Below are 23,968 nucleotides of genomic sequence, written 5' to 3' on the forward strand. Positions count from 1 at the left end.
AGACCGAAGCTCGCCGAGACCGAACCACACCGAGAACGAACTTCACTCCAACCGAATCCCGCCCCAACGAATCTCACGCCCGCATTCCCCGCCCCGCCACCCCCACCAACCCGAGGACATCACCGTCTTGATCCATCCCGTCTCCCCGGCCGCGACCCCCCGTTTGTCAGTGCTGGGCCGTAGGGTTGTCGCGCTATGACAAAGCCCTCACTCCCCGAACTCCTGCATGCCGCCGTCGCCGCTGTCGGCGGCACGGAGCGTCCTGGCCAGGTGGCCATGGCCGAAGCCGTCGCCGAGGCGATCGACGACGGCTCCCATCTGCTCGTCCAGGCCGGCACCGGCACCGGAAAGTCACTCGGCTACCTCGTGCCCGCGCTCGCCCACGGGGAGCGAGTGGTCGTGGCGACCGCGACGCTCGCGCTCCAGCGCCAGCTGGTGGAGCGCGACCTGCCGCGCACGGTGGACGCGCTGCACCCGCTGCTGCGCCGTCGCCCGGAGTTCGCGATGCTGAAGGGCCGGTCGAACTACCTGTGCCTGCACCGTCTCCACGAAGGCGTCCCGCAGGACGAGGAAGAGGGGCTGTTCGACCAGTTCGAGGCGGCCGCACCCACCAGCAAGCTTGGCCAGGACCTGCTGCGCGTGCGCGACTGGGCGGACGAGACGGAGACCGGCGACCGTGACGACCTCACGCCCGGTGTCTCCGACCGCGCCTGGGCTCAGGTGTCGGTGTCGTCGCGGGAGTGCCTGGGCGCCACGAAGTGCGCCTACGGCGCGGAGTGCTTCGCCGAGATGGCCCGTGAGCGGGCCAAGCTCGCGGAGGTCATCGTCACCAACCACGCCCTGCTCGCGATCGACGCCATCGAGGGCGCTCCGGTCCTGCCGCAGCACGAGGTGCTGATCGTCGACGAGGCCCATGAGCTGGTCTCCCGGGTCACCGGCGTGGCCACCGGCGAGCTGACCCCCGGCCAGGTCAACCGCGCGGTGCGCCGTGCCGCGAAACTCGTCAACGAGAAGGCCGCCGACCAGCTGCAGACCGCCGCGGAGGGCTTCGAGCGGCTGATGGAGCTGGCGTTGCCCGGCCGCCTCGAGGAGATTCCGGAAGACCTCGACTACGCCCTGATGGCGCTGCGGGACGCCTGCCGCACGGTGATCTCGGCGATCGGTGCGACCCGTGACAAGTCCGTCCAGGACGAGGACGCGGTGCGCAAGCAGGCACTGGCCTCCGTGGAGACGATCCACGACGTGGCGGAGCGGATCACGAACGGCTCCGAGTGGGACGTCGTCTGGTACGAGCGCCACGACCGGTTCGGCGCATCCCTGCGCGTGGCCCCCATGTCGGTCTCGGGCCTGCTGCGGGAGAAGCTGTTCGCGGACCGTTCCGTGATCCTCACCTCCGCGACGCTGAAGCTCGGCGGCGACTTCAATGGCGTCGGCGCGTCCCTGGGACTCGCCCCTGAGGGCATGGAGGGCGACGACCTCCCGCAGTGGAAGGGCGTGGACGTCGGCTCCCCGTTCGATTACCGCAAGCAGGGCATCCTCTATGTCGCCAAGCACCTGTCCCGTCCCGCGCGGGACGGTGACCGCGCGGACATGCTGGACGAGCTGACCGAGCTGATCCAGGCGGCCGGCGGCCGCACGCTCGGCCTGTTCTCGTCCATGCGGGCCGCCCAGCTGGCCGCCGAGGAGCTGCGCTCGCGCATCCCCGAGTTCCCGATCCTGCTCCAGGGCGAGGAAACCCTGGGCGAGCTGATCAAGAACTTCGCAGCCGATCCCAAGACCTGCCTGTTCGGCACGCTGTCGCTCTGGCAGGGCGTCGACGTGCCCGGCCCCAGCTGTCAGCTGGTCGTCATGGACAAGATCCCCTTCCCGCGTCCCGACGACCCCCTGATGAGCGCGCGCCAGAAGGCGGTGGAGGAGGCCGGTGGCAACGGCTTCATGGCCGTCGCCGCCACTCACGCGGCGTTGCTCATGGCCCAGGGCGCCGGCCGCCTGGTCCGCGCGACCGGCGACCGCGGCGTGGTCGCCGTACTCGACCAGCGGCTGGCGACGGCCCGCTACGGCAGCTTCCTCAAGGCGTCACTGCCCGACTTCTGGTACACCACGGACCGTAACCAGGTCCGCAAGTCGCTCGCGGCGATCGACGCGGCCGCGAAGCAGACGGAAGCGAAATGATCGTGGGGCCTGTCCGACAGCGGACAGGCCCCACGACGTGCTCACCCACCGAGCGTACGACGCGCTCACCTGCCGAGGGCACGATGTCTCATCCGCGGAGGGACCGCCGGGGCCCCGCACAGCACAGGGCCCCGGAACCGGCGCAGGGGTCCCGGGGCCCGGTCTGAGGGGCGGCTGCGAGCAGCCCGCCCGTCGCGGCCGTCATACGCGCCGCAGTACGGCCACCACCTTGCCCAGGATGGTCGCGTCGTCACCCGGAATGGGCTCGTACGCCGAGTTGTGCGGGAGGAGCCAGACGTGGCCGTCCTCGCGCTTGAAGCGCTTGACGGTGGCCTCGCCGTCGAGCATCGCGGCGACGATGTCGCCGTTCTCGGCGACCGGCTGGCGCCGGACCGTGACCCAGTCGCCGTCACAGATCGCGGCCTCGATCATGGAGTCGCCGACGACCTTCAGGACGAACAGCTCTCCGTCGCCGACGAGCTGCCGGGGCAGCGGGAAGACGTCCTCGACCGACTCCTCGGCGAGGATCGGGCCACCGGCGGCGATCCGGCCGACCAGCGGCACGTACGACGCGGCGGGCTTGCCGGCGGTGTCGGTGGGCGTCACGGACGCGGCCTGGTCGGAGCCGCGGACCTCGTAGGCGCGCGGGCGGTGCGGGTCACGGCGCAGGAAGCCCTTGCGCTCCAGTGCCATCAGCTGGTGCGCCACGGAGGACGTGCTGGACAGGCCGACCGCCTGGCCGATCTCCCGCATCGACGGCGGGTAGCCGCGTCGCTGGACGGAGTCCCTGATGACCTCGATCACGCGGCGTTGCCGGTCCGTGAGTCCCGAGCTGTCGGCCCGGATGCCTGGAGGTCGGCCCGGCAGGGAGCGCTTGTGCCCCTCGGGATTCGTGGCTTCGTTCATCGCATGCACCGGCTCGAGTCGGCCCTGGGAGCGGTCCTGGGCAGTGATGGTGGCACTGTCTGCGGTGGTGGTCACGTCGGCCCCTCTCGATGGTCTCCCTGCTGCACAACGGTAGTTGCTTTCGAAAGGTTGCGCCAAACACACGTTCGAGTGAAAAACCGCGTTTCATCTGTCGTGATCACGGTTCTCGGTGTATGGCTAACGCGGTGCCGCGCGGACAAATGCGCCCATTGTTGTACTCTTCACCGCCGGGGAAGTGCCCTTGTGGGGTGAGCCCACAGTCTGCCATCCGGGGTCCCGTCAACCGGGCACCGGCCCCCGTACGCGCACGAGTCCTCCGTCATCTCCGCGCGGCGGCCACGCTATCTCCCCAAGGCGTCCGCACGGCCCGGTCGCGCGCGTGCGCTCCGCGCGGGCGACACGCGGCCTGTCCTGCGTCTCCGTGCCAATCCCCACATCTAGTGGTTGGATTGCGACAGTGGCCCAGAAGTTGTGGTCCCCCGGGTCATGGAGCCCGCCACGATCGCCTATGCTGGTGGCTGCTTCGAGGGGCCCGTGAGGCCTGCGAGGCCATTGAGTCTGCTGTGAGGAGGGTTGGAGTCCATGCACTGCCCCTTCTGCAGGCACCCCGACAGCCGCGTCGTCGACAGTCGTACGACCGACGACGGCACGTCGATCCGCAGGCGCCGCCAGTGTCCTGACTGCTCCCGTCGTTTCACGACGGTGGAGACGTGCTCGCTCATGGTGGTGAAGCGGTCCGGAGTCACCGAGCCATTCAGCCGTACCAAGGTCATCAACGGCGTGCGCAAGGCATGCCAGGGGCGGCCTGTCACCGAGGACGCGCTCGCCCAGCTCGGCCAGCGGGTCGAGGAGGCGGTGCGGGCCACCGGAAGTGCCGAGCTGACCACCCATGACGTGGGTCTGGCCATACTCGGCCCGCTGCAGGAGCTCGACCTCGTCGCCTATCTGCGCTTCGCGTCCGTCTACCGGGCGTTCGAATCGCTGGAGGACTTCGAGGCGGCGATCGCCGAACTCAGGGAGCAGACGGGACACCGCGCGGCGGGCGACGAGGATGCCGGCGCGGGGAGCCGGGAAGACGACTGCGGGTCGGGAGAGGCCGTACAGGTCCCCGAGCCCGCGGGTGCCGCCGACTGACCGAGGGGCCGGGTCCGGACGCGCGTTCCGGATCCGGCAGGTCGGCGGCGATCGAAGACCTGTTGCGGGCGGCAGTGAGAGGTGCCCGCAACATCAGACAGAACATCGTGCTCCGGGAACAATGGGGCACTTCAGGGCGTTTTCGCCCGTACAGGGAGGCGGCATGACAGAGACGGCGAGCGGTCCGGCACGAGGTTCCCGGGTAAAGGGTGCCAAGACCGGCAAGGGCCTGCGCATCGAGCGCATCCACACCACCCCAGGCGTGCACCCGTACGACGAGGTGACCTGGGAGCGCCGTGACGTCGTCATGACCAACTGGCGCGACGGCTCGGTCAACTTCGAGCAGCGTGGCGTCGAGTTCCCCGACTTCTGGTCGGTGAACGCGGTCAACATCGTCACCAGCAAGTACTTCCGCGGTGCCGTCGGCACCCCGCAGCGCGAGACCAGCCTCAAGCAGCTGATCGACCGCATCGTGAAGACGTACCGGAAGGCCGGTGAGGACTACAAGTACTTCGCCTCGCCCGCCGACGCCGAGATCTTCGAGCACGAGCTGGCGTACGCCCTCCTGCACCAGATCTTCAGCTTCAACAGCCCCGTGTGGTTCAACGTCGGCACCCCGCAGCCCCAGCAGGTCTCCGCCTGCTTCATCCTGTCCGTCGACGACTCCATGGAGTCGATCCTCGACTGGTACAAGGAAGAGGGCATGATCTTCAAGGGCGGCTCCGGCGCCGGCCTGAACCTCTCCCGCATCCGCTCCTCCAAGGAACTGCTGTCCTCGGGCGGCAACGCCTCCGGCCCGGTCTCCTTCATGCGCGGCGCCGACGCCTCCGCCGGAACGATCAAGTCCGGTGGTGCCACCCGCCGCGCGGCCAAGATGGTCATCCTCGACGTCGACCACCCCGACATCGAGGACTTCATCGAGACCAAGGTCAAGGAAGAGGAGAAGATCCGCGCCCTGCGCGACGCGGGCTTCGACATGGACCTGGGCGGCGACGACATCACGTCCGTCCAGTACCAGAACGCCAACAACTCGGTCCGCGTGAACGACGAGTTCATGAAGGCCGTCGAGAACGGCGAGAAGTTCGGCCTGCGGGCCCGCCTGACCGGCGAGGTCATCGAGGAGGTCGACGCCAAGGCCCTGTTCCGCAAGATGGCCGAGGCCGCCTGGGCGTGCGCCGACCCGGGCATCCAGTACGACGACACGATCAACCACTGGCACACCTGCCCGGAGTCCGGCCGGATCAACGGCTCGAACCCCTGCAGCGAGTACATGCACCTGGACAACACGTCCTGCAACCTGGCCTCGCTGAACCTGATGAAGTTCCTGAAGGACGACGGCAAGGGCAACCAGTCCTTCGAGGCCGAGCGGTTCCAGAAGGTCGTCGAGCTGGTCATCACCGCGATGGACATCTCGATCTGCTTCGCGGACTTCCCGACCGAGAAGATCGGCGAGAACACCCGTGCGTTCCGCCAGCTCGGCATCGGCTACGCCAACCTCGGCGCCCTGCTGATGGCCACCGGTCACGCGTACGACTCCGACGGCGGCCGCGCCCTCGCCGGTGCCGTCACCTCCCTCATGACCGGTACCGCCTACCGCCGCTCCGCGGAGCTGGCCGCGGTCGTCGGCCCGTACGACGGCTACGCCCGCAACGCCGACGCCCACAAGCGCGTCATGAAGCAGCACGCCGACGCCAACGACAAGGCCGTCCGCATGGACGACCTGGACACGCCGGTCTGGGCCGCCGCCACGGAGGCCTGGCAGGACGTGCTGCGCCTGGGCGAGAAGAACGGTTTCCGTAACTCGCAGGCGTCCGTCATCGCCCCGACCGGCACCATCGGTCTGGCGATGTCCTGCGACACCACCGGCCTCGAGCCCGACCTCGCGCTGGTCAAGTTCAAGAAGCTGGTCGGCGGCGGGTCGATGCAGATCGTGAACGGCACCGTCCCGCAGGCCCTGCGCCGCCTGGGCTACCAGGAGGAGCAGATCGAGGCGATCGTCGCCCACATCGCCGAGCACGGCAATGTGATCGACGCCCCCGGCCTCAAGCAGGAGCACTACGAGGTGTTCGACTGCGCGATGGGCGAGCGCGCCATCTCCCCGATGGGCCACGTCCGCATGATGGCCGCGATCCAGCCGTGGATCTCCGGCGCCCTGTCCAAGACGGTCAACATGCCGGAGACGGCGACCGTCGAGGAGGTCGAGGAGATCTACTTCGAGGCCTGGAAGATGGGCATCAAGGCCCTCGCCATCTACCGCGACAACTGCAAGGTCGGCCAGCCGCTGTCGGCCAAGAAGAAGGACGACGGCAAGAAGCCCGAGGCCAAGGTCGAGGAGGCCCCCGCCAAGGTCGAGAAGGTCGTCGAGTACCGCCCGGTCCGCAAGCGCCTCCCGAAGGGACGTCCCGGCATCACCACGTCCTTCACCGTCGGCGGCGCCGAGGGCTACATGACCGCCAACTCCTACCCGGACGACGGTCTCGGCGAGGTCTTCCTGAAGATGTCCAAGCAGGGCTCGACCCTCGCGGGCATGATGGACGCCTTCTCCATCGCGGTCTCCGTCGGCCTCCAGTACGGCGTGCCGCTGGAGACGTACGTCTCGAAGTTCACGAACATGCGCTTCGAGCCGGCCGGTATGACCGACGACCCGGACGTGCGGATGGCCCAGTCGATCGTCGACTACATCTTCCGCCGCCTGGCGCTGGACTTCCTGCCGTTCGAGACCCGCTCCGCGCTCGGCATCCACTCCGCCGAGGAGCGTCAGCGCCACCTGGAGACCGGTTCCTACGAGCCGCTGGACGACGAGGACGTCGACGTCGAGGGCCTGGCCCAGTCGGCGCCGCGCGCCCAGGAGCTCAAGGCCGTCGCCGCGCCGAAGGCGGAGGCCGAGGCGGCCAAGCCCGCCCCGAAGCAGGCCCACACCAGCGCCGAGCTGGTGGAGATGCAGCTGGGCATCCAGGCCGACGCCCCGCTGTGCTTCTCCTGCGGCACCAAGATGCAGCGGGCCGGATCCTGCTACATCTGCGAGGGCTGCGGATCGACCAGCGGCTGCAGCTGACCGCTGAGAGGTGAGTGAGGGGCGCCGGCGACCAGCCGGCGCCCCTCTTCACGTTCGCGAAGCAGCTACGGACATCAGTTGCAGAGATCGGCTACGGGATGGGCTGCGGAGATCCGCCCCAGGGAGATCAGGGTCGGCGGAGCGTGCCCATGATCCTCGCGAAGTCCGTGGGATCGTCCTCGAAGCCGGTCACCCCGGGATGGAAGTCCCACACGCCCGTCTCGTCCCGCCGGAACTCCGCGACCGTCGCCGCCGTGGCCCCGAGGACGCCGCCGAAGTCGTCCTGCGCGAGATCGGTGTACTCCTCGCGGACACGCAGCGCCGGGTTGACCACGCTCACGAAGGTGCGCCGCGCGGGACGCTGCTGGACGACGACACCGACCACCACGCGCGCGTAGCGGGGATCGAGCCGGTAGAGCTCCACGGTCAGCACCTCGTCCCAGCCGAAGCCCTTGCCGTCCTTGCTGTCCCGGTTGAGATAGACGGTGCCGTCGGGGGAGCGGCTGTCGAAGTGCACCACGTACGCCGGATCGCCGTACGGTTCGCTCGCCAGGTAGGTCGCCGCCACGATGTCGAGATCGGTGGGCGGCTGCCCCGCTGGGCTCGGGTCCCACTTCAGCGCGATCTCGGCCTTGCGGATGCCTTTGCTGATGCCGTTCACGAACGTCCCCCTTCCCCGATTGCCCGCAGCGCGAACTGCCGGGCGGTGACAGCAGGTTGCCCATCCTGCCACGCACGCCGGGGCGCCCGCGCGGGTTGGGTCCGCCGGAGGGCGACCTCCGCCACACCCCGTGGCCTTACCATGGCGCGGTGCTGGTCAAGTGGATTCGCTGCACCGTGGTGGACCGCCGGGGGTTCGAACGGGGACAGCGAAAGTGGGCGGGGCTGCTGGGTGAGCCGGGTTTCCGGGGACAGGGCGGGGGCTGGAGCCGTAGCCGGCCCTCGGTCGCCCATGTCTTCGCCTTCTGGGAGAGCCGGGCCTTCTACGACTCCTTCATGGCACGCTCCCACGACCGGCTGGCGGCGTCCCAGTCGGGCACCTTCAAGGACGCGCAGGTCAGGCTGTTCGATCATCGGTTCGACGTGAAGACCGGCTTCGAGCCGCGGTTCACGGACGCCGATCTCCTCAGGGTCGCCCTGTGCCGGGTCCACGAGGACCGCGTCGAGAACTTCACCCTGCAGCAGGAGAAAGTATGGAATCCGGCGATGGCCGGTTCGCCGGGCATGATCCGCGGCCTGTTCGCCGAGGCGCCCGGCAACGAGTTCATGATTCTGTCCATGTGGCGGTCGGCCGCCGAGCACGGAAAGTACCGCACCGAGCGCGTGGAGCGGCTGGCCCTGCGCGCCCAGACCGAGGCGGACGTCGCCGCGCTCACCGGCGACATCGTCGACCTGGAGCCGGCCTGGACGGTCTGACCGCGTGGCCGCATGGCTCCCTGACGGGGCTCCTGTGTGGTGGCTCGTTCCGGATCTGTGTGACGTACGCCGTACAGGACCGGTACGAGTGCTCGATCGGCCGTCACCCGATCTAGGGTTTTGGCATGGCACGACCACGGCGCATCGTCCTTGTCCGGCACGGCGAGTCAACGGGCAATGTTGATGACTCCGTGTACGAACGCGAACCCGATCATGCCCTGGCCCTGACGGAGCGGGGCTGGCGCCAGGCCGAGGAGACCGGCAAACGGCTGCGGGAACTGTTCGGGCGGGAACGGGTCAGTGTCTACGTCTCCCCTTACCGCCGTACGCACGAGACCCTGCGCGCCTTCCACCTCGACCCCGAGCTGATACGGGTGCGCGAGGAGCCCCGGCTGCGCGAGCAGGACTGGGGAAACTGGCAGGACCGCGACGACGTACGGCTCCAGAAGGCCTACCGGGACGCCTACGGCCACTTCTTCTACCGCTTCGCCCAGGGGGAGAGCGGCGCCGACGTGTACGACCGGGTGGGCAACTTCCTGGAGAGCCTCTTCCGCAGCTTCGAGGACCCCGATCACCCGCCGAACGTGCTGCTGGTGACCCATGGCCTGGCCATGCGCCTGTTCTGCATGCGCTGGTTCCACTGGACGGTCGCCGAGTTCGAATCGCTGGCGAATCCGGGGAACGGCGATATGCGCATGCTCGTTCTGGGGGACAACGGCAAGTACACGCTGGACCGGCCGTTCGAACGATGGCGAGATCCGGAGCCCTACGGGATCACCGGATAGAGTGGCAGGGCGATGACCGCTGACTCCTCTTCTAACGGGCGCCTGGAGCGCGCCCTGGCCAGCCTGCGCGGACTGGCGGTGGGGGACGCGCTGGGCTCCCAGTTCTTCGTTCCGGTGAACTACCCCCTGCTGAAACGACGGGAACTGCCGCCCGGCCCCTGGCAGTGGACCGACGACACCGAGATGGCATGTTCCATCGTCGCCGTCCTCGCCGCCCACCAACGCATCGACCAGGACGCCCTGGCCCACTCCTTCGCCCACCACCACGACTTCGACCGCGGCTACGGCCCCGCCGTGAACCGGTTGCTCCGCCTCGTCCGCGACGGCGGCGACTGGCGCGAGCTGGCCGCCGGGCTCTTCAACGGACAGGGGTCCTGGGGCAACGGCGCCGCGATGCGCATCGCGCCCCTGGGCGCCTGGTACGCGGACGACCCCGAGCAGGCGAGCCACCAGGCGGAGATCTCCGCCTACCCCACGCACCAGCACCGCGAGGCCGTCGTCGGCGCCATGGCCGTCGCCGCGGCTGCCTCGCTCGCCGCCGACCCCGCCGGCCCACCGTCCGGGGAGGCGCTGCTCGACGGCGTCATCGCCCTCGTCCCCAAGAGCGCGGTCGGGGCGGGGCTGCGCCGCGCCCGCGACATGCTCGACTACGGCGACGCGGCCACGGTCGCGGCGGTACTGGGCTGCGGGCGGCGGACGACGGCCCATGACACCGTGCCGTTCGCCCTCTGGTCCGCCGCGCGCTCGCTCGGCGACTACGAGCAGGCGTTCTGGACGACCGCGCAGGCCGGCGGTGACGTCGACACCACCTGCGCCATCGTGGGCGGGGTGATCGCCTCCGGTACGGCGGGGGCGCCGCCCGCCGAGTGGGTGGCGCGGACGGAGGCGCTGCCGGACTGGACTCCGTCGGCTGCCTGAGGGGCTGAGGCTCGCTCGGCGACTCGGGTGCGGTGGCGGTCCCGTTGTTCGCGGGGCGTACGGGACCAGGCGGTAGATCAGGCGCTGGAAACTCTCTGTGTATGCCGGGAACTCTCCGTGACCGGCCATGCGTTGTCGTGGTGTTCGCAGAGCGCGGGACCTGCTTCGCGGGACCGTGGAATGACATCGCTTCGGGGTGGCGCAGGGGGTGGGACATGGGAGTGTCGTGGGCGCCGGCGGCGTTGCTCGCCATGGCGGTCCTGTGCGGCGCAGCGGTGTTGGCGGCAGCGGGCCGGGGAGTGCGGATGGCCGGGTCCGTGTCCTCGTCGCCGGTGTCCCGGACGCGGTCCCGCCATCCGCAGCGGTTCGCGGACCGGACGGCCGGCCGCGGGCGTACCCCCGTGACGCCCTTCGGCCGGCCGGCGCCTCCGGTCCGCGATGTTCTCGGGTCAGCCGACCATGGGCCCCGCGCCGCCGGACAGAGCGTCCAGATCGCTCTTGCGGACGCGTATCACCAGCCAGGCCGTGACCAGCGCCAGCACCGCCATCGCCGCGGCCGGGACGAACGCCGTCGAGATGCCCTGGGTGAGCACCTCGTGCCCCCACGGCGTGGGCAGCTGATGGGTCTGCGCGAACTCGGCCTTCTGCTCCGGCGAGCTCTCGGCCATGAAGCCCGGCAGCTGCTTCTCCGCCTCGTCCTTGCTGGCCGTGCCGAACACGGTGGTGAGGATGGACAGCCCCAGCGAACCGCCGACCTGCTGAGTGGCGTTGAGAAGCCCCGACGCCGCGCCCGCCTCGTGCGAGGCGACACCGGCGACCGCGGTCACCGTCGCCGTCACGAAGTTCAGGCCCATGCCGAAGCCGAACACCAGCATCGGGCCGAGCACGCCGCCGGCGTAGGAGCTGTCGGGACTGATGAAGGTCTGCCAGACGAGTCCGACGACCACGAGCGCGGAGCCGGCCAGCATGAACGGCTTCGGACCGAGCACTGGCAGGAATCGCTGCGACAGACCCACGCCGATCACGATCGCGACCGTGACGGGCAGGAAGGCCAGACCCGCCTTGATCGGGCTGTAGCCCAGCACGTTCTGCACGAACAGCACGATGTAGAAGAACATGCCGAACATCGCCGCGGCCAGACTCAGCATGATCACGTAAGTGCCCGCGCGGTTGCGGTCGGTGAACATCCTCAGTGGGGTGATCGGCTCCTTGGCCCGCATCTCGGTGAGCACGAAGGCGATCAGCAGGACCACGGCGACACCGAAGGACGTGAGCGTCACGCTGTCCCGCCAGCCCTCCTCGGCCGCGCGGATGAAGCCGTAGACCAGGGAGGCCATGCCTACGGTCGAGGTGAGCGCGCCCGCGATGTCGAAGCGGCCGGGGTGCCGTTCGGACTCGTTGATGTAGAGCGGTGTGAGGACGGCGATCAGCACACCGATCGGGACGTTGACGAAGAGCACCCAGCGCCAGTCCAGCCACTCGGTGAGCATGCCGCCCGCCAGCAGGCCGATCGCGCCACCACCCGCGGAGACCGCGGCGAAGACGCCGAAGGCGCGGTTGCGTTCCGGTCCTTCGGCGAAGGTGGTGGTGATGAGGGCCAGCGAGGTCGGCGACGCGATCGCGCCGCCCACGCCCTGCAGGGCGCGTGCCGCGAGCAGCTGGCAGGGCTCCTGGGCGAGACCGCCCAGCAGCGAGGCGAAGGTGAAGAGCAGGATGCCGGCCGTGAAGACCCGGCGGCGGCCGAGGATGTCACCGGCGCGGGCACCGAGGAGCAGCAGACCGCCGAAGGTCAGGGTGTAGGCGCTGACCACCCAGGTGAGGTCGGTGGTGCTGAACTCGAGGGCGTCTTGAATATGCGGGAGCGCGATATTCACAATCGTCGCGTCGAGGACCACCATGAGCTGGCAGGCCGCGATGACGGTGAGCGCGATGCCGGGGCGGCCCTGCCGACGGGCCGCACCGGGGTTCTGATTTTTCGTCAACTGAGAGGTCGTCACTATGGGTCCCCCACGAGAACGTTAGTGAACGCTCGCGTTCACTGTCCCGTCCACGGTAGTGAGTCCCCGCTAGTGAACGCAAGCGTTCACTTAACTCGTCGCCGCGCGCTGTGCGCCTGGCGTCGTGTGCCGCGTGCCGCGTGCCGCGTGCCGCGTGCCGCGTGCCGCGTGCCGCGTGTCGCTCGTTGCGTGCTCGGCTGCTGCCGGGGCGATCGTCCCCTTCGCCCCCTCTGTCCTCGATTCCCGTTTTCTGTTGTTCGCTGGAGACATTCGGATGGTTACTTCGCGCTGGTCGGCCGCCCCCGCTCAGGCGGCCTCTCCCCGTCGGCGCGGCGCCGTGCTCGAACGCGCGATTCTCGATGCCGCGCTGGAGCAGCTCAGTACGGTCGGCTGGAGCGGCCTCACCATGGAAGGTGTTGCCGCCGGCGCCCAGACCGGCAAGGCCGCGGTCTACCGCCGCTGGCCCTCGAAGGAGGATCTGGTCGTCGACGCGCTCAAGGCGGGTCTGCCGCGGCTGGACGCGGCGGCCGATCTCGGGAGCGTGCGCGAGGATCTGCTGGCGCTGGTCCGGCGGGCTCGGGACGCGATGTACTCGCGGCCGGGTTTCGCCCTGCGTTCTGTCATTCACGAATGCGACACCACGCAGGCGGAGCGCTTCCATTCCGTGATCGTCGAGGGGGTCGTGGAGCCGACGATAAGGCTGCTGCGTGAGGTCATCGACCGTGGGATTCGCCGTGGTGAGGTCCGCGCGGACGCCGCCAACGGGTATGTCCTCGACGCTGTCCCGGCGATGATGATGTACCGGTCGAAGATGTGCGGCTGCGAATGGACCGACCGGGAGATCGAGGAGATGGTCGACCAGCTGATGATGCCGCTGCTCCGGCCGGCGGGGATGTGAGCGAGGCGCCCGGCCGCCCCGGTGCGGCTGGGGCAAACCGGGGTGTCGCGGCGGGTTCGTGGCGGCGTACGCTAAGGGCGCCATGCCGTACGAACCACCTACTCACACCGTCGAGCGCTCACTCCGCGCCACGACCGGAGCGAAGATCATTGCCGGTGTCGACGAGGTGGGGCGCGGCGCCTGGGCCGGCCCCGTCACCGTCTGCGCGGCGATCACCGGACTGCGCCGGCCTCCCGAGGGTCTGACCGACTCCAAGCTGCTGACCGTCAAGCGGCGCACCGCGCTCGCCGAGGAACTCCAGAAGTGGGTGACGTCGTACGCCCTCGGGCACGCGTCCCCGGAGGAGATCGACGACCTCGGAATGACGGCGGCGCTGCGGCTCGCCGCGGTGCGCGCTCTGGACGGCCTGCCGGTCCGTCCCGACGCCGTGATCCTCGACGGCAAGCACGACTATCTCGGTGCGCCCTGGAAGGTCCGGACCGTCATCAAGGGCGACCGGTCGTGCGTGGCGGTGGCGGCGGCGTCGGTGATCGCCAAGGTTCAGCGCGACAAAATGATGGCCGAACTGGGTGTCGAACATGCAGACTTCGGTTTCGCGGACAACGCCGGGTATCCGTCGCCCGTGCACAAGGCCGCACTGGAGGTGCGGGGCCCCACTCCGCACCACCGTTTGTCGTGGGCGTATCTTGATGCGCTGCCCCAGTGGCGGCACTTCAAGAAGGTCCGCAGCTGGGGGGACGGAAGCGTTCCGCAAATCGCGGGTCAGCTCGGCTTCGATTTCTGACGCCTTCCGGCGCACGTATGTGCGACCCACCCACGCGTGTCGCACCAATGTTTGATAAACATCAGGTCATGCCTCTCATCCCCGAGGAGCCTCAGATTCACGAGAGTGCCCAGGGTCCCCGCGCCACTCCGGCCAGTGGCCGTACCGCGCCGACCCCCCGCCCCGTACCCGGCCCCCGCCCCGCGGCCCCGCCGCGTCCTGGTCGTCCCGGCCCTCTCCGGCCCACCCCTCCGGTGCAGCGGACGCCGCGTGACGTGGCCGCGCCCAAGCCTGGGCCGGCTGCTCCCGCCGCCTCCGCCCCGACTTCGGCTCCGGCTCCGGCGAAGCCGCAGATCCAGCTGATCCCGGCTTCCGTCGAGGGAGCCCTCGACGCCGCCGAGGAGGCCGTGGACCTCCTGCTGGAATCCGGCCGCGCCCCCGGCGACGTGCTGGTGATCACCACCGGTGAGCCGCACCCGTGGGCCGCCCACGAGCTGTCGTTCGGTGAGGCCGCCTACTGGGCCCAGCACGACGCGCGCGACGACGTCTTCTACGCCGACGCCGCCGTCGCCGGACGTGCCGCCTCCCGCCCGGTGGTCGTCGTCGCCGTCAACGGCGGCACCGACACCGTGGTCGCCACCGCCCTGCCGCTGGCCCTGAGCCGCGCCGGTGCCCTGCTGATCGTCTGCGGTGACCCGCAGCAGATCAACGCGGTGCTGGGCGTCGGCGTCTGAGCGGGCTCGAGTAGTCCCCGGTCCCTGGCGGGCGAGGCCGCGTGGCCTCGTGACGGGCGCCGTCGTGACGGCACCCGCGCGACGCGGCGGTTTCGGCGTGCCCGGACGGCCGGGGTTGACGGTGTCGGCCGACGAGGACTCAGGACTCGGTGAATCGCGTCTGTCGTGGTGAGGCTCCGTGAGGTGCGGTGAGGCTCCGGGAGGTACGACGCCGAGGCGGTCGCGCGGGCTGACGCCTGCGTGCTCGCCGTTGCCTGCCGTATGACGGGTCCGGGCCACCGGGGAACTCCGGGCGGGGCGTGCGGATGGTCGTACGGCCGGCGGGGCCAACGTGGCCGGTTTGGTCTGGGGCCGCCCCAGTGTTGCGTGGAAACCCGCTGAGGACCGTGGCGGGTCGGACGGCGGTCCGGTATCGGGACGGCTGTCAGCGTGCCGCCGCGCGGCGGAGCACTTCCGAGGCGGCGCCACCGGTGCGCGGCGGTGGGGGTGGCGCCTCGGATATGGCGAAGGGTTCGGGCGCGGAATGCGCGCTCGGGCGGCGTCCGCCACGTCCCTCGCCGAGGACCTGCCAGCCGTCCCGGGTCAGGGTGATGTATGCGCCGCAGCGCAGTCCGTGCAGCGTGCAGGCGTCGCGCAGCCCCCACATCCAGGCTCCGTCCTCCTCCGTCCAACGCGCGTCGCCATCACGGCAGTAGAGCAACACGGCTGTGCGCACGGGGGTGCGGCGGCGCAGGTCGTGCGGGATCACCCGGCGCAGCTGGGCGAGGAGCGCGTTGCGGAACATCCAGCCATCGGCCGGGACCGGGCGGCGGACGAACGACGCGCTCGCGCGCAGCCGTTCGTCCGGGTCGAGCACGGCCACGATCGCGGTGGCCGGCTGCGGCCGGTGCCGCGCGTGCAGCCCGCTGACCACCTCACGCGGGTTGCGCAGAAGGGGGATGCCCGCGGCGGCCCACTCCGCCGGTTCGAGCATGCGGGCCACAGGGGTGGCGGATGCGGCGGACAGGCCGGCGGACGTCGACGTGGATGCCGCGGACGGAGCGAATCCGAAGGTCACGATCCTCCCTTCGGCTACGCGCCCACACTGCGGGCGGGGGTTGGATTCGGGGGAGCGCACACCGCAGCGGAGCCCTGCCTGATCACGGTCGAGCCGTGCGGGGAGCGGACTTCAATTCTTCCTGCCGAACCTGGAAGCGGCAACGAGCAATTGGTGCCACCAACCCTTATCGGGTGGTCCGTGGCTTATATCCCTACCCATCGGTCTGCCGGGCGACGCCCCAGGCCGACGATACGACGCTCACCCGCGTCCCCACAGCCACTCCGACCAGGTCACACGGACGGTTGGCGCGCCGCCGGGGCGGGCCGTGGGCACCGCGTCCGAGGCGCCGACGGTGCCGTGCCCGGCGTCAGCCCTGTACTGCCAGGACCAACGGCAGCACCCCTTGCGCACCCGCCTGCCGGAGCATGCGGGCCACGACCGCGAGGGTCCATCCCGTCTCCGTGAAGTCGTCCACGAGCAGCACGGGACCGCGGGCCTCCGTCAGCGCGACGGCGAGCGGGGGCGGCACGGTCAGCGCTCCGTCGAGGACCTTCAGCCGCTGCGCGCTGTTGCTCCGGGGGACCGGGCCGCTGTCCGCCGTGTACTCCACCGAGCCCAGCAGCGGCAGCCGGCCGACCCGCGCGATGTGCTCGCCCAGGGAGCCGATCAGCCGCGGCCGGGTACGGGAGGCGACGGTGACGACCCCGACCGGGCGCGGCTGGGCATCCGGTACCCCCGGCGCCCAGCCGCCGGGGCCCTTCGCCCAGTCCGCCAGCACGTCCACGACGGCCTTCGCCACGTCGTCCGGCACGGGACCGTCCGGCGCCTGCGGCGCGAACATCGGCCGCAGCCGGTTGCCCCAGCCGATGTCCGACAACCGGCCCAACGCCCGCCCGGGCGCGGCCTGTTCACCGGCCGGGATACGGCCCTTGAGGTCGAGGCCGATGGCCGGCAGGCCGGTCGGCCACATACGGCGGGGCTCCACCTCGACACCCGCCCGCCCGAGGTCGACGCGCGCGGCGTCCACGGCGGCCGCGGACGTGTCCGCGCTGAAGCGAGGGCCCGCACAGTTGTCGCAGCGGCCGCAGGGCTTGGCGCCCTCGTCGTCCAGCTGCCGCTGCAGGAACTCCATGCGGCAGCCGCTGGTCGAGGCGTACTCGCGCATCGCCTGCTGCTCGGCTTTCCGCTGCCGGGCCACCCAGGCGTACCGCTCGGTGTCGTACGTCCAGGGCCGCCCCGTCGCGAGCCAGCCGCCCTTGACCCGCCGTACCGCCCCGTCCACGTCCAAGACCTTGAGCATCGTCTCCAGACGGGAGCGGCGCAGCTCCACCAAGGGCTCCAGGGCGGGCAGGGACACCGGGCCGTCCGCGCGGGCGAGGACATCGAGGGTGCGGCGCACCAGGTCCTCCGACGGGAAGGCGAGCGAGGCGAAGTACTCCCAGATCGCCTCGTCCTCCTGGCCCGGAAGCAACAGGACCTCGGCGTGTGCGACGCCGCGTCCGGCGCGGCCGACCTGCTGGTAGTAGGCGATGGGGGAGGAGGGAGAGCCGAGGTGCACCACGAATCCGAGGTCCGGCTTGTCGAAGCCCATGCCCAGGGCGGACGTGGCGATCAGGGCCTTCACCTTGTTGGCGAGCAGGTCCTCCTCCGCTTGCTGCCGCTCGGCGTTCTCCGTCTTGCCGGTGTACGAGGCGACCGTGTGCCCCCGCTGCCGGAGGAAGGCGGTGACTTCCTCGGCGGCGGCCACAGTCAGCGTGTACACGATCCCCGAGCCCGGCAGTTCGTCGAGGTGGTCGGCGAGCCAGGCCATCCGGTGTGCGGCGTCCGGCAGTCGCAGCACGTTCAGGCTCAGGCTCTCGCGGTCGAGGGGGCCGCGCAGCACCAGTGCGTCCGAGGAGCCGCCGGTGCCGAGCTGGTCGGCGACATCCGCGGTCACTCGCGCGTTGGCCGTGGCGGTGGTGGCGAGGACCGGCACGCCCGCGGGAAGGTCGGCGAGCATGGTGCGCAGGCGGCGGTAGTCCGGGCGGAAGTCGTGACCCCAGTCGGAGATGCAGTGCGCCTCGTCCACGACGAGCAGCCCTGTCGCCGCCGCCAGCCGGGGCAGCACATGGTCGCGGAAGTCCGGGTTGTTCAGCCGCTCGGGGCTGACCAGCAGGACGTCGACCGCACCGGTTGCGATCTCCTCCTGGATGGCGTCCCACTCCTCCGTGTTCGAGGAGTTGATCGTGCGGGCGTGGATGCCCGCCCGCGCCGCGGACTCGACCTGGTTGCGCATGAGCGCGAGCAGCGGCGAGACGATGACGGTGGGACCGCTGCCGCGGGCGCGCAGCAGCGAGGTCGCCACGAAGTACACGGCCGACTTGCCCCATCCCGTGCGCTGCACGACCAGGGCCCGGCGTCGCTCGGCGACCAGCGCCTCGATGGCCCGCCACTGGTCCTCGCGCAGCCGTGCCGCGCCCGTGGCGTCCCCGACGAGGCGGGCGAGGACCGCGTCGGCCTCGGCTCGCAGATCCGCGTTGCTCGTGTGCTCCATGTCCTCCATCCAACAGGACGGCACTGACAAACGGGGTCCGGTGAGCGGGGAAGCGACCTCGGTGCCAGTGCGGGGGCCAGTGCGAGGAGCGGTCGTAAAGGTCCGGGTGACGTGTCCCTGATCGGAGTTATCCACAGCCTGAAGCGGAAGCTCGCAATTCGCGAGATCGTCTCCGCATGACGCATCACGGCGAAAACACCGGTTCCTTCGACAACGACGACATCACGGGACGGGAGGGACAGCTCGGCCCGGACACCGACCGCACCTCCGAGTGCGGCCGCACACCTGACAGCCTCCGCGCGCCCGTCACCGGCCAGACCCCCGACAGCCTCCGCGCACCCGTCACCGGCCAGACCCCCGACAGCCTCCGCGCACCCGTCACCGGCCAGACCCCCGACAGCCTCCACACCCCCGTCACCGGCCAGACCCCGGACAGTCTCCGCATGCCCGTCACCGGCCACACCCCCGACGCCGCCCCGCAGGTCACGGCGTCCACCGACGCCGGCGTCCTCACCGGACAGCTCGACACCCACCAGGTCACCCTGCGCACCCCGGCCGAACTGGCGGACGCGCTGCCGTATCTGCTCGGATACCGCCCCGAGGACAGCGTGGTGCTCGTCGCCCTGCACGACTGGGGCGGACGCGGCAGGTTCGGCGGCCGGGCCCGGCTGGGCATCCCGGCCAACCCCGACGACTGGAAAGCGGTCGCGAGGGAACTGACGCGCGGCCTGGTGACCGGCAGCGCCCGCCGCCGCGGCCGACCGGAGCGGATGGTGGCTTACCTCTGCCAGGAGCCGGGCGCCGGCGAGACCGGCCGGCAGGTCATGGAACGGCTCCGGCCGCTCGCCGCGGAACTGGAGAAGCAGTGCAGCTCGGCCGGCGCGCCGATCGTCGAGGCCCTGTGCATCTCGGGCGGACGCTTCTGGTCGTACTGCTGCGACAAGGGCTGCTGCCCGGCCGAGGGTGAGCCGATGGGCCTGCCCGGCACCTCGGTGCTGGCGGCAGCCGCCACCTACGCCGGGATCCAGGTGCGCGGCAGCCTGCGCGAACTGCGTGCCCGGCTCCTGCCCTGGGAGACCGCCGCCGCCCTGGCACAGGAGGTCGCGCTGGACGCCGCGGGCATGGCGCTCGTCCCCAGGATCCTCGACGGCACCGGCCGCGCCGAGGTGAGGGACGAGACGATCGCGCTGGCGGAGCGGCTCATCGGACGACTGGCCGCGGCCCCTCCGGTGACCGGAGCCCTCCTGCAGGACCTGCGCGACGACGAACTGATCGGCCACGACGAAGCCGCCGCCCTGATCCTCGGCCTCCAGGACCGCATCACCCGTGACCGCGCGGCGGAGTGGATGGAGGGCGACGAGGCCGGACCCGCCCTGCGGCTCTGGCGGTCACTGGCCCGCCGCTGCGTCGGCCCCTACGGCGAACACGCCGCCGCACCTCTCACCCTCGCCGGCTGGGTCGCCTGGTCGACCGGCGACGAACTCGAAGCGCGCGAGGCCCTGGCCATGGCCCTGGGCGCGGACTCCGACTACCTCTTCGCCCGCCTGCTCCACCAAGCGATCAACGAGGGACTCGACCCCGAGTCGGTCCGCCGCTGCCTGCGCGCGGAGCGGGACGACCGGGTGACCGGCACGGGCGAGGACCAGCCGGTGACGGAAGCGCCTGACGACGCCCGGCACGGAGACCACTCCCAGTCCCCGGACGGCAGCGCGTCCCCGCTCACACCGCCGCAGGCCACACCTGTGCGCCGCCGTGGACTGACGCGGGCGCTCCCGTCGGGAAGGAGGACGACGCGCGACGCGGCCAAGAGGGCGTCGAGGTCACGCAGCACGACAGCCGGCACGCACCCGGGCGCGGGACGGATCGGCGGCACCCGGCCGCGCTCCGCGGACGGCCCGGCACGGCGGCGGGTCAACTGTGCGGAAGGCCCGCAGCCCGGCACCGGACCCGGACCCGGCACGGGGGCGACCGGCAGCGGCGGAACGCAGGAGGACACGTGAGCGCACGGGTGCGGCGCTGGTGCCGCCGGCTGGCGACCACCGTCCGGGGACGGTCGGCGCGCCATCCGCGGACGACCAGGGGAGCGGCCCGCCTCCCGCACCACCATTCGATGACGCGGGTTGATCCCGGCCGTGACCCCGACGAGTCCCGTTCCGTTCACCTGAGTGGCGGAACGCCTGTACAGGCCGTGTCGCCGCACCACCCCTGTCCTGCCGGAAACCCTCAACCGGCGCCGGCCTCACCCGAGGCGTACAGCGCGCAGAGGAAGTCGCTCGCGATGCACCAGCCGACTCCACCCCGGCCCGACGCTCTCCGTGAGCCCTCGGCATGGGGTGCCACCCGCCGCGACCGCGCGGCCACCCGGGACACAGAACGGATCACTTCGCCTGGTGGGTGGAGAGACCAGCTGGTGCCGGCGACGGCTGAGGGCCGGGCCCGGCACGGAATCCTGCAAGCACGTGGGCGCTCCGAGACGGAGAGAGGGGACTCGAGGGCCGGTGCGCGCGGCAGCGCCAGGGCGGACGCGGGGGCCGTCCCCGGCGGGCAGGTGCCCCGCCCCGGCACGGCCGCCGCCCCGACCGTCGCCCCGGCGGCCGCCTCCGCACCGCCACCGCCCTCACGCCACCCCGGACAACTTCCCCCCACCCACACCGCCCTGATCTGCGTCGCCCTGCCAGGCCTCGCCGTCTCCACGGAATCGGGCCAGTTGACCGGCCGAGGCCTGGAAGGGATCTACCGCGCGGGTCGGCGTCTGCTCTCCCGCTGCCAGGTCCGGGTCGCCGGGCGGGAGCCGCTCGCCGTGCAGGCCCGGATGACCGGAGCGGACCAGGCCCGCTTCGTGGGCACACTGCGCGTGTCCCCGCAGGCCGGGCCGGACCCGGACGTCGTCGTCGAGCGCGTCCGGCACGCGGACGGCACGGAGCGGATCACTCTCCGCAGCGCCGCTCCCCGGCCCCTGCGCCTGCCCGTGGAGGTGGCGCTGGGCACCGACCTGGCCGCGCTCGGGGCGATCGCCTCCGGCACCCCCGGCCCGGAAGTGCCCGCCAGCGTCCACGACTCCGGTCTGCGCTGGGCCGGCCCCACCGGCTCGTCGTCCGTCTCCGCCGAGCCACCACCGCCGACGCGCTGGCCTCCGCCGGGCTGCTGCGCTGGGAGTTCGAGCTGCCCCCCGGAGGCAGCGCGAGCCTCGTACTGCGCGTACGCCTGGACGGGGCGGCACCGCTGCGGGCCGTGGGCCGCGCGGTCACCAGCCCTCTCGCTCCCGCGGGCGCGACGGGCGACGACCCCCGCGTCACGGCGCTCCTGCGAAGCAGCGTCGAAGACCTCCAGGCCCTGCTGCTGCGCGACCCCGAGCACCCCGCCGACACGCATGCCGCGGCCGGTGCGCCCTGGCGCTGCGGCCCGGCGCCCGCCGAAGCGCTCGCCGCCGCCCGGATGGCGCTCCCCCTCGGTACCAGGCTCGCGGCCGGCACGCTGCGCATCCTCGCCCGCACCCAGCTCGGCGGCCCAGGCCCCCAGGCGGGCCTGATCCCCGGGCCGCGCCGGGACGCCGGAACCCACCTGCCGCCGGGCTGCACCGCCACCGAGGCCACCCTGCTCTTCCCCGTGCTCCTCGCGGAAGCCCGCCGCTGGGGCCTGCCGGACCATGAGACGGAGGAGCTGCTGCCGGCCGCCGAGCGCTGTCTGACCTGGCTGCGGACGTCCGTGGGCGACGGCGTGTACCTGTGCGACCCGCAGCCGGGCGGCCCTGACCGCTGCGAGACACAGGCCCACGCGCACCGGGCCGCCCTGCTCGGCGCCGATCTGCTCGACGCGTGCGGCAGACCCGGAGGCGCCGGACTGCGGGAGTGGGCACGCGCCCTTCGATCGGCGTTCCGGAAGGACTTCTGGATCGACGCCGCCGGCGGCGGTCGACCGGCGGCCGCCCGGACACCGGAGGGCCGCCCGGTCCCGTTCCTCGGGGCGACCGCGGCACACCTCCTGGACACCGGACTGCTCGGCGGCGGCGAGCACGCCCCCGGCCTGCTCGACCGCGTCCAGACCGAACAACTCGCCCGGCTGCTCGGCAGCCCCGCGATGGACTCCGGCTGGGGACTGCGCACACTCGGCACCAAGGAACCCGGCCACAATCCGTTCGGCCACCGCAGCGGCGCCGTACGAGTCCACGAGACGGCGGTCGCGATCGCCGGACTGGCCGCCGCCGGGTACGAGAAGGAGGCGACCTCCCTGCTGCGCGGCGTCCTGGCGGCCGCGGACGCCTTCGGCCACCGGCTGCCCGAGATGTACGCGGGGGAGCGGCGCACCGAAGGCGGCGCGCCGCTGCCCCACCCCGCCGCCTGCCGCCCCGCCGCCACCGCAGCGGCCGCCGGGATTCTGCTGCTGACCACCCTCGCCGGCATCCGCCCCGACGCCCCGGCCCGCACGGTCACCCTGCGGCCCGTACGCACCGCCCCCCTCGGTGAGCTCTGCCTGACCGGGCTACGAGTCGCCGACGCGCCCTTCTCGGTACGGGTGAGCCGCCTGGGCCTCGCCATGGTCGAGGAGGCCGCCGACGGACTGCAACTGGGGGTGTGACACGACGACCGACGTCCCGCCGCGCTCGCCGAGCAGGGGCCGGCGCCGGACGGAGCGCAGGTAAGGACCCGGCCATGAGCCACCACGGTCCGGCGAAGCGACCGGCGAAGGGAGTGTTTATCGTCAGGCAGACGACTATGATCGCGGCATGCCCTACGACCCGTCAGCCTTTCCGCCCTTCGCCGTCACCGTGGACCTGGTCGTGCTGACCGTGCGCCGCCATGCCCTGTGCGCGCTGGCGGTCCGCCGGGGCGAGCCGCCGTTCCAGGGGCGCTGGGCGCTGCCCGGCGGCTTCGTACGGGCCGACGAGGACCTGGCGCAGGCGGCGGCACGCGAACTGGCCGAGGAGACCGGACTGCGCGTCCACGACCCCGCGGCCCCGGCCCAGGACAACGGCGCCCACCTGGAACAGCTGGCGACCTACGGCGACCCCAAGCGCGACCCGCGCATGCGGGTGGTCAGCGTCGCCCACCTCGCTCTCGCCCCCGACCTGCCCGCACCCCGCGCGGGCGGCGACGCCAGCAACGCCCGCTGGGCGCCGGTCGAGGAACTCCTCCAGCAGGGCGGGTACGGACGCGACGGCGAACCCCTGGCACCGCTCGCCTTCGACCACGCGCAGATCCTCGCCGACGGGGTCGAACGCGCCCGCTCCAAGATCGAATACTCCTCACTGGCCACCGCGTTCTGCCCACCCGAGTTCACCGTCGGAGAACTGCGCCGCGTCTACGAGGCGGTGTGGGGCGTGGCGCTCGACCCGCGCAACTTCCACCGCAAGGTGACGGGCACACCCGGCTTCCTCGTCCCCACCGGCGGCACCACCACCCGCCAGGGCGGACGCCCCGCCCAGCTCTTCCGCGCCGGCGGAGCCACCCTCCTCAACCCGCCGATGCTGCGCCCCGAAGTCTGAGCGGCTCGCGACCGACTGCTGAGCCGAGCTCCGGCGGCGGACGGACCGGAACCGGAAACCGAGTCCGGAGGTTCTCGACCGCGAACGGGCCGTTCGATGTCCGGAAAACCGTATA

16 protein-coding genes and 1 pseudogene are annotated in these 23,968 nt (G+C 71.5%); 12 read left to right on the forward strand and 5 right to left on the reverse strand.

Annotated features, from left to right (window positions below; genetic code table 11):
• Positions 1-195: 195 nt before the first annotated feature.
• Positions 196-2,172, forward strand: coding sequence for an ATP-dependent DNA helicase (locus AB0K92_RS12955; RefSeq protein WP_365922169.1), 1,977 nt, complete (start codon positions 196-198; stop codon positions 2,170-2,172).
• A 201-nt stretch (positions 2,173-2,373) separates the two neighbouring features.
• Here AB0K92_RS12955 and lexA read toward each other — a convergent pair whose 3' ends face one another.
• Complete coding sequence (gene lexA / locus AB0K92_RS12960; RefSeq protein WP_365763011.1) at positions 2,374-3,153, reverse strand: transcriptional repressor LexA; 780 nt, start codon at positions 3,151-3,153, stop codon at positions 2,374-2,376.
• 528 nt (positions 3,154-3,681) lie between these two features.
• On the opposite strand from lexA, the gene nrdR reads away from it, so the two are divergent.
• Positions 3,682-4,233, forward strand: a complete 552-nt coding sequence (gene nrdR / locus AB0K92_RS12965) for a transcriptional regulator NrdR (protein WP_365922171.1) — start codon at positions 3,682-3,684, stop codon at positions 4,231-4,233.
• Positions 4,234-4,396: 163 nt separating this feature from the next.
• Positions 4,397-7,288 (forward strand): vitamin B12-dependent ribonucleotide reductase, encoded by a 2,892-nt coding sequence (locus AB0K92_RS12970; protein ID WP_365922173.1) that lies wholly within the window; start codon positions 4,397-4,399, stop codon positions 7,286-7,288.
• 127 nt (positions 7,289-7,415) lie between these two features.
• On the opposite strand, the gene AB0K92_RS12975 is transcribed toward AB0K92_RS12970, so the two are convergent.
• Entirely contained in the window at positions 7,416-7,949 is a 534-nt protein-coding gene (locus AB0K92_RS12975; protein ID WP_365922175.1) for a TerD family protein, read from the reverse strand.
• Between the two features lie 149 nt (positions 7,950-8,098).
• On the opposite strand from AB0K92_RS12975, the gene AB0K92_RS12980 reads away from it, so the two are divergent.
• The 3 genes from AB0K92_RS12980 to AB0K92_RS12990 all read left to right on the forward strand — a co-directional run bounded on the left by AB0K92_RS12980 (position 8,099) and on the right by AB0K92_RS12990 (position 10,407).
• The gene (locus AB0K92_RS12980) at positions 8,099-8,704 is read left to right on the forward strand and encodes a YdbC family protein (RefSeq protein WP_166002683.1); all 606 of its coding nucleotides are present in this window, start codon (positions 8,099-8,101) and stop codon (positions 8,702-8,704) included.
• A gap of 125 nt (positions 8,705-8,829) precedes the next feature.
• Positions 8,830-9,489 (forward strand): histidine phosphatase family protein, encoded by a 660-nt coding sequence (locus tag AB0K92_RS12985; RefSeq protein ID WP_365922178.1) that lies wholly within the window; start codon positions 8,830-8,832, stop codon positions 9,487-9,489.
• 12 nt (positions 9,490-9,501) lie between these two features.
• A complete protein-coding gene (locus AB0K92_RS12990) occupies positions 9,502-10,407 on the forward strand; it encodes an ADP-ribosylglycohydrolase family protein (protein WP_365922180.1) in 906 nt (301 codons plus the stop codon).
• Positions 10,408-10,856: 449 nt separating this feature from the next.
• On the opposite strand, the gene AB0K92_RS12995 is transcribed toward AB0K92_RS12990, so the two are convergent.
• Positions 10,857-12,404 (reverse strand): MFS transporter, encoded by a 1,548-nt coding sequence (locus AB0K92_RS12995; protein ID WP_365922182.1) that lies wholly within the window; start codon positions 12,402-12,404, stop codon positions 10,857-10,859.
• A 274-nt stretch (positions 12,405-12,678) separates the two neighbouring features.
• Here AB0K92_RS12995 and AB0K92_RS13000 point away from each other — a divergent pair, with 274 nt between their 5' ends.
• The 3 genes from AB0K92_RS13000 to AB0K92_RS13010 all read left to right on the forward strand — a co-directional run bounded on the left by AB0K92_RS13000 (position 12,679) and on the right by AB0K92_RS13010 (position 14,799).
• Entirely contained in the window at positions 12,679-13,302 is a 624-nt protein-coding gene (locus AB0K92_RS13000; protein ID WP_365922264.1) for a TetR/AcrR family transcriptional regulator, read from the forward strand.
• A gap of 82 nt (positions 13,303-13,384) precedes the next feature.
• A complete protein-coding gene (locus AB0K92_RS13005; protein ID WP_365922184.1) occupies positions 13,385-14,086 on the forward strand; it encodes a ribonuclease HII in 702 nt (233 codons plus the stop codon).
• Between the two features lie 68 nt (positions 14,087-14,154).
• The gene (locus tag AB0K92_RS13010) at positions 14,155-14,799 is read left to right on the forward strand and encodes a hypothetical protein (RefSeq protein WP_365922186.1); all 645 of its coding nucleotides are present in this window, start codon (positions 14,155-14,157) and stop codon (positions 14,797-14,799) included.
• Between the two features lie 424 nt (positions 14,800-15,223).
• Here AB0K92_RS13010 and AB0K92_RS13015 read toward each other — a convergent pair whose 3' ends face one another.
• Both AB0K92_RS13015 and AB0K92_RS13020 read right to left on the reverse strand, forming a co-directional pair.
• On the reverse strand, positions 15,224-15,856 hold the full coding sequence (locus AB0K92_RS13015) for a hypothetical protein (protein WP_365922188.1): 633 nt from the start codon (positions 15,854-15,856) through the stop codon (positions 15,224-15,226).
• A 349-nt stretch (positions 15,857-16,205) separates the two neighbouring features.
• A complete protein-coding gene (locus AB0K92_RS13020) occupies positions 16,206-18,371 on the reverse strand; it encodes a RecQ family ATP-dependent DNA helicase (protein ID WP_365922190.1) in 2,166 nt (721 codons plus the stop codon).
• 176 nt (positions 18,372-18,547) lie between these two features.
• Between AB0K92_RS13020 and AB0K92_RS13025 the strand changes: the two genes are divergently transcribed.
• The 3 genes and pseudogenes from AB0K92_RS13025 (at position 18,548) to AB0K92_RS13035 (ending at position 23,853) form a co-directional block, all read left to right on the forward strand.
• Positions 18,548-20,371, forward strand: coding sequence for a DUF4192 domain-containing protein (locus AB0K92_RS13025; protein ID WP_365922192.1), 1,824 nt, complete (start codon positions 18,548-18,550; stop codon positions 20,369-20,371).
• A gap of 659 nt (positions 20,372-21,030) precedes the next feature.
• Positions 21,031-22,946, forward strand: a pseudogene (locus tag AB0K92_RS13030) (glycogen debranching N-terminal domain-containing protein).
• A gap of 148 nt (positions 22,947-23,094) precedes the next feature.
• Positions 23,095-23,853 (forward strand): NUDIX domain-containing protein, encoded by a 759-nt coding sequence (locus tag AB0K92_RS13035; RefSeq protein ID WP_166002692.1) that lies wholly within the window; start codon positions 23,095-23,097, stop codon positions 23,851-23,853.
• Positions 23,854-23,968 lie beyond the last annotated feature (115 nt).

This window comes from Streptomyces sp. NPDC052687, from assembly GCF_040678395.1.
Lineage (GTDB): Bacteria > Actinomycetota > Actinomycetes > Streptomycetales > Streptomycetaceae > Streptomyces.